Source organism: Oleiphilus sp. HI0061 (genome assembly GCF_001635675.1).
In genome coordinates, this window is the sequence record NZ_LWFE01001026.1 from 1 (window position 1) to 6,299 (window position 6,299).

Sequence of the window (6,299 nt, forward strand, 5' to 3'; positions counted from 1 at the left end):
ATGGTGACGGATATTGAGGGACGCAGAAACCGTATTAACTTTATCACCGTAGATAAGCCTTATGAACCACGAGACTTACGTTTAGTTCGTTTCCCTTTAATGGCGGGCTACTGGCAGTTTACAAGCCTGGGTAATGGTCAGACAGAAATAGAACATCAAAGTTTTACTCAGCCAGGTGGCTTAGTACAGAGCACCTTGTATCACTTGTTTAATGTTGCTTATCTTGATTCTTCATTCGACACAATTCGAGCATTGCTGGCACAAGCTAAGAGGCCTAAGTACCAAGACGCACTGGAGTCAGGCTTATCCATTCTTGCCAAAAACAAATAACTAAGCCTAATACGAAGGATTGACGGATGGCGTCACAGCGAGCAAATAAAGGGACTGCGCTGGTTATTGGTGGAAGCATCTCAGGCATGTTATCGGCAAAAGTTCTTTCAGAGCACTTTGACTTGGTGGTGATTCTAGAAAAAGATGCTGCACCGGACGAGCTCTCTTCAACGTCGGGAGAGTTATTTCGAAAGGGGCTTCCGCAAGCCGCGCATCAACACCTTTTATTACTTAAAGGTCGCCAATTATTCGAAGAGTTTTTTCCTGGCTTTGATGCAGAGCTTGAGCGTTATGGGGCTCCCTTAGTTAACTACTCTGAAGATGTTTCTTTGTTTATAGGCGAAGGTAAATTACCGCGTTTTGAGTCTGGCTTGGATTTGAGGGTATGTCGTCGCCCTTTAATTGACAGAGTGGTGACTGAGCGGATAGAGAGTATTGAAAACATTGAGCGTCGTTACGCTTGCCAAGTGAGTGGCTTCATACTGAATAATGATAACTCGCGAGTGACAGGGCTCCGATATCAACAAGGGAGTATAAGTGCTGAAAAAACATTGCGAGCAGACTTGGTTGTTGATTGCTCGGGCCGAGGTAGCCGGACGCGAACTTGGCTCAAGAAAGAGGGCTTGTCAGAGGTAAGCGGGACGCATGTTAACCCCAAGCTAGGGTATGCCAGTCAGTTATTCGAGGTTCGACCAGGGCAGCAGGTTAAACCTATTGAGGTTGCCCCTCATGCGCCAACAAGTCCTCGTGCTGCAGGCTTGTGGCCCGTCGAGAATAATAAGTGGCTGCTCACTCTAATCGGTATGAATGCTGTGTATCCAGGTAATGACCTTAATGGGTTTACTCAATTTGCTGCTGAATTGCCAACCAAATATATTCATCGTGCCTTGAGTGATATGTCGCCGGCCTCTGGTATTACACATTTTCGAGGAACTGAAAATGTATGGCATCGCTATGATCAAATGAAAGATCATCCTTCGGGCCTGCTTGTAATGGGGGATGCGATGTGTGCATTCAACCCGCTATATGGACAAGGTCTTACACTAATTGCAATGGCTGCGAAGTCTTTAGCGTTGCGTTTAGAGCAGGGGGCGCGCTCGGGTTTCTCTAATACGTGGGCACGTAGAACCTATCGACGTTTCAATCGATTCTTTTTTACTGCGTGGATGATAGCTATCAGTGAAGATATGCGCTGGCCTGAGACAGAAGGGCGTAATATTCCTTGGTATTTAAACGTATCTTATCGCTATATGGATAGATTGCTCGCGGCCTGTATACATTCAAAACCTTTAGCACATTGCTGCTTATCGATTGCCAATATGGTGAGCTCACCGCTTAGCCTGCTTCGGCCTGACGTGATGTTAAAAGCCTTTTGGTTTGGCAGAAAGAAACAGGTAACGTTGAGAGAGGAATGCTCATGACGACTTGTCTTGATTTGACAGCTGAAAGGTCATTGGCTGCATCTGCCACTAAGGTAGGCTCTGCAGAGCGGGTTTTACTTCCATTCAAAGAAGACAGCTTGTCAACAGAAGATAAACAAAGCTTACTTCAACGTTATGGCTGCCAGTCCAGCTCTTATTTTAACTTGCAAGCCGGTGTACAACATTTTGGTTCTGCACATCGGGGCTATGTTTCCTATTTTCGTCAGCGTTTCCTTGGTTCTGAATTCAATATTGCGTTTACCCGCCCGGTGTGTGCTGATGAGGACTTTCACCCCTTATTAGATGCGTTAGAAGCGTCAACGAAGCGACCAAGTATTTTCATGGCAGTTGATGCTGATTGTGCGAGTGCTTTGATAGATCGGGGTTATCGATGTAACGATATGGGGGTTGAGTATTCGCTCTCACTCAACAGTTTTGATGTCAAAGGGAAAGAGAAAAAGTATCTGCGCTGGGCATCTAACTTTGGACGTAGGGGCTTTGTTGTTAAAGAACAGGCTTGGTCTGAGGTGAATGAAGATAGAGTTCGGGATATTTCCGAGCGCTGGCGACAAACCAAGGCGGTGACTAAGCGTGAACTTAGGCTCATTACTCGGCCGCCAGAGTATAGAGATGCTTGGGGAGTCAGGAAGTTTTTCTGTTACCTAAAAGGAGAGCTCGTTGGATATGTGTTTTTTGATCCCTATTTTCAGGATGATAAGATCATAGGTTATACAGCTAATATCATTCGCGCTTGCCCTGGGATAAAACCGAATGGCTTTCTAGATTATACAATCCTTGAAGCAATGAAGGTTTTTCAGAAAGAAGGTGTTGCTCGTTTGTCACTGGGCTTAGCACCCTTGCACGAGCTTCAGAGCTTTCCACATGAGATTGCTTCATTACGCTACTTGCAACAATTAATGTATCGCTATGGAAGTTTTCTATATGCGTTTCAAGCACTTGCTTACCATAAAACTCGATATCGAGCACAGAGTGAACACTGGTTCCAATGTATTCCTCCGGGGATCTCGTTGCCTAAAGCAACCATTGCTACCTTAAAAGCAATACAGGTTTTTTAGTGATGTCTGAAGATAATTCTTTTGTGAGAGGTCGTTATGACAGAACGGCTAGGTTCTACGAAAAGGCCGCGCATTTATATAGTGGTGGTAAGATCATTGCGAGTAAGCGTTGGCAGCTGCGTGACATAAAGCCCGGTGATAAATTACTGTTTGTGGGGGCGGGAAGCGGTGAAGATGTGGTACTTGCTGCGCAAAAAGGTGCCGAGATTACTGTCGTTGAACTTTCACCTAAAATGCTAAAGCGTATTGAATGTAAGCTAGAGAGATTAAGCTTGAACGATCGCGTCGTGCTTGTCCTGGGTGATGCATTTAAGCACCTTAAGGACAGCTATTATGACTATGTGGTAGCGAATTACTTTTTGAATGTCTTCGCTCACCCATTGATGATCGAAATGCTAAATCATCTAAGCTTGCAGCTTAAACCGGGTGGCAGCCTAATGGTTGCGGACTTTGCTCCGATCAGTGGAAACCTAGTGCAAAGACTATGTCAGCGGCTTTACTATTACTCAGCACTATTCGCATTTCATTTAATAGCGAAAAACCCGGTTCACAAAATCTACGACTATACACTTTATGCGAAACAAGCAAACTTGAGCGTTAAGCGCTACCAAATGTTTAAGGTGCTCCCGGGTCAGTCTGATTGGTATCGGTCTTTAGAGCTAGTTCGAAAATAAAGCTTTCGAACTAGCTACTTCAGGACCTAAGCACTATAACGCTGTCGAAGCGCTTCGATACGTTTGTCTAGAGGAGGGTGACTCATAAACAAACCGCCTAATGAATTCTTCAGTTCGCCACTAATACCAAAAGCGACCATTTCAGAAGGCATTTCACTTGGTTTATCGTATTCAGCCTGCAGGCGTGCAAGTGCGCTGACCATCGCAGCGGGGTTAACTAGCTCCGCTCCCGCTATATCTGCTCGATATTCTCTACGGCGGCTAAACCAGAAAACAATCGTGCTAGCGAGCACTCCTAATATCATCTCTGCGACGAAGGTGGCGATAAAAAAGCCCATGCCGTGACCGCTTTCATTTTTGAATACTGCTCTATCAACAAAGCTACCGATAATTCGCGCAAAGAACATAACGAATGCGTTTACGACTCCTTGGATAAGGGTGAGGGTAATCATATCACCATTTGCGACGTGCCCGATTTCATGCCCAAGTACAGCCTTAACTTCCTCACGGCTCATTTTATTGAGTAAGCCTGTGCTTACGGCGACTAAGGCGTTATTTTTATTCCAGCCGGTTGCGAAAGCATTAGCTTGTGCGCTGTTAAATACGCCAACCTCAGGCATACCGATATTGGCTTTTTGAGCAAGATCCTGGACGGTGGTATAGAGCCATTTTTGGTCAGCGTTTTGTGGCTCCTCAATCACTTGAACTCTCATGCTGCGCTTTGCCATGAATTTTGACATCAGCAGCGACACGATTGAACCTGCCATACCGAATATCAGGCAGAAGACAAGGAGGTTATTGTAGTCCAGACCCTGAGCGGTCATGTAACTGCCGACCCCGAGTAGGCTAAGTGTGAAGCTAGCGACTAATACAACGGCTAAGTTTGTGGCCAGGAATAAAAATATTCTCATCATTTTGGTTTATCTCATGTGTGGTGTTATCTGAGAATATATGGACTGAGTGAGAAAGTTCAAGCCTTTTAAGGCTCAAGATGGAGTAGGTTTAATGTAATGAGAGCGGTATATCAGGCATAAAAAAGGCGATCCGAAGATCGCCTTTTTAATTTTTTACTATTAGAAACTACTTCTCTGCGCCCTGACCAAAGTCAGTTGCACCAACGAGCACAGACATGTTGCCATGAGGGTGTTGGTTTTCATACATTAGCTGATGAGAGTCAGGAAGCTCTTCATAGGTAAAGGTTTTAGATAGGCAAGGGTCGACTTTACCTTCAATTACCAAGTTATTTACGCCGATTGCTTGATCATCATTTGCGAAGTGTGAGCCCTGCAGACGCTTCTGACGCATCCAGTGATAACGCAGGTCTAAGGTCGCGTTGAAGCCGGTAGTACCTGCACAAACTACAACCATACCGCCTGTTTCAGCAACGAAGATAGACGTAGGAATAGTAGTTTCGCCTGGGTGTTCAAAGACAACATCAACACCACGACGCTCGCCAAGGATATCCCAGATAGCTTTACCGAATGCACGCGCACCTTTGCTCCACTTAGCGTAAGCGGACTCATCTTTCCAGTGTGGCATCATGCCCCAGTGGTCGAAGTCTTTACGGTTTAGGCAGCCAACAGCGCCCAATTGCATGCAGTAATCAAACTTACTCTCGTCAGAAACAACAGCGATTGGCTTAGCGCCCATTGCTGCAGCGATCTGAATAGCCATACAGCCTAGGCCGCCAGCGCCACCCCAGATAAGGACAACGTCATCCTTCTTAACGTTGTTTGGTGCCCATGCCATAAGCATGCGGTAAGCGGTTGCGCCCACTAGCATATAAGTTGCCGCTTCTTCCCAGTTAAGGTGCTTAGGTTTTGGTAGGCATTGGTGATCCTGAACTTTAGTGAACTGTGCAAAGCTGCCAAAGTTAGTTTCATAACCCCAAATACGAAAGCTAGGGTCATACATTGGATCGGTACCTTTCTGCTCAGCTTTACAGCCTTTCTGCCAGCTACCACAATGAAGAACAACTTCATCACCCACTTTTACGTTAGTAACATCTTTACCGATTTTATAAACGATACCTGAAGCATCGGAACCACCGATATGGAATTCTTCCGGTTCACCTTGCTTGTTACGCGCGCCGATAACGTCAACCGGTACGCCAAGACCTGCCCACACGTTATTATAGTTAACGCCTGCTGCCATAACGTAAACAAGAACTTCGTCATCTTTGATTTCGGGTGTATCAATGACTTCCTTTTGGAAAGCTTTCATCGGCTTACCAAAGCGCTCTGGGCGGATTAGCCAAGCATTCATTTTTGCAGGAACTTCACCTAGTGGTGGCGCTTCACCGATGTCATATAGTTCTTTAGTCATTTAGTTTTCCTCATGATTTAAATGTCGCTAAATTGTTGTTAGTTTTTAAATTCTTTTGATTGTGTTGTTATTATTGTTTAAATTTTGATTCAAGTTGTTGATATGTATCAAAAAATCTAGTCATGAATCTGATTAATGAATTGGGCAATAATTGTTTTAAATCTTAACTCTTTTTCTTCAAGGCTTCCTGTATGGAGGCCTTTATCCTGAGCGAAGTGCTCGTATACCCCTTCACCGAACTCGCCGTAAGCTTGTTTAATCCACTTATGTAAAAAGTAGTTTTCTTGCTTTTCCAAAGCTTCCTGACTAATAGCTTGGTCGCGATATGCAAGTACGTGATCAGCCAGTTCAGTAATACCTTTGCGCTTTATTGCGCTGGTTAAAAATATATCTTTAACATTTGCTTGCTTTTTATCACCGGCATTTTCTACATAAATACTGGCTAATTTTAGACTCGATTTAAGCAAGTGCAG

The 6,299-nt window shown here is 44.7% G+C and carries 6 protein-coding genes and 1 pseudogene; 4 read left to right on the forward strand and 3 right to left on the reverse strand.

The features are described from left to right. The 4 genes and pseudogenes from A3735_RS30955 to A3735_RS12855 all read left to right on the forward strand — a co-directional run. Positions 1–330, forward strand: a pseudogene (locus A3735_RS30955) (hypothetical protein); the annotation flags it as partial. Positions 331–356: 26 nt separating this feature from the next. After that, a complete protein-coding gene (locus A3735_RS12845) occupies positions 357–1,751 on the forward strand; it encodes an NAD(P)/FAD-dependent oxidoreductase (RefSeq protein ID WP_068510411.1) in 1,395 nt (464 codons plus the stop codon). Next, positions 1,748–2,827 carry a DUF2156 domain-containing protein gene (locus A3735_RS12850; RefSeq protein WP_068510409.1) on the forward strand — a complete coding sequence of 360 codons (1,080 nt, stop codon included), beginning with the start codon at positions 1,748–1,750 and terminating at the stop codon, positions 2,825–2,827. Before A3735_RS12845 ends, A3735_RS12850 begins: the two co-directional genes overlap by 4 nt. Before the next feature lie 2 nt (positions 2,828–2,829). Next, positions 2,830–3,501, forward strand: a complete 672-nt coding sequence (locus tag A3735_RS12855) for a class I SAM-dependent methyltransferase (protein ID WP_068510408.1) — start codon at positions 2,830–2,832, stop codon at positions 3,499–3,501. A 26-nt stretch (positions 3,502–3,527) separates the two neighbouring features. On the opposite strand, the gene htpX is transcribed toward A3735_RS12855, so the two are convergent. The 3 genes from htpX to A3735_RS30960 form a co-directional block, all read right to left on the reverse strand. Then, positions 3,528–4,415, reverse strand: a complete 888-nt coding sequence (gene htpX / locus A3735_RS12860; protein WP_197476066.1) for a protease HtpX — start codon at positions 4,413–4,415, stop codon at positions 3,528–3,530. Positions 4,416–4,581: 166 nt separating this feature from the next. Then, the gene (ccrA, locus tag A3735_RS12865) at positions 4,582–5,826 is read right to left on the reverse strand and encodes a crotonyl-CoA carboxylase/reductase (RefSeq protein WP_068513768.1); all 1,245 of its coding nucleotides are present in this window, start codon (positions 5,824–5,826) and stop codon (positions 4,582–4,584) included. Positions 5,827–5,942: 116 nt separating this feature from the next. Continuing rightward, on the reverse strand, positions 5,943–6,299 hold a 357-nt coding region (locus tag A3735_RS30960), incomplete at its 5' end, for a hypothetical protein (protein ID WP_197485887.1).

Coding starts and splice junctions, on each gene's coding strand:
- A3735_RS12845 (WP_068510411.1), top strand. CDS start 357: ATGGCGTCACAGCGAGCAAATAAAGGGACTGCGCTGGTTATTGGTGGA.
- A3735_RS12850 (WP_068510409.1), top strand. CDS start 1,748: ATGACGACTTGTCTTGATTTGACAGCTGAAAGGTCATTGGCTGCATCT.
- A3735_RS12855 (WP_068510408.1), top strand. CDS start 2,830: ATGTCTGAAGATAATTCTTTTGTGAGAGGTCGTTATGACAGAACGGCT.
- htpX (WP_197476066.1), bottom strand. CDS start 4,415: ATGATGAGAATATTTTTATTCCTGGCCACAAACTTAGCCGTTGTATTA.
- ccrA (WP_068513768.1), bottom strand. CDS start 5,826: ATGACTAAAGAACTATATGACATCGGTGAAGCGCCACCACTAGGTGAA.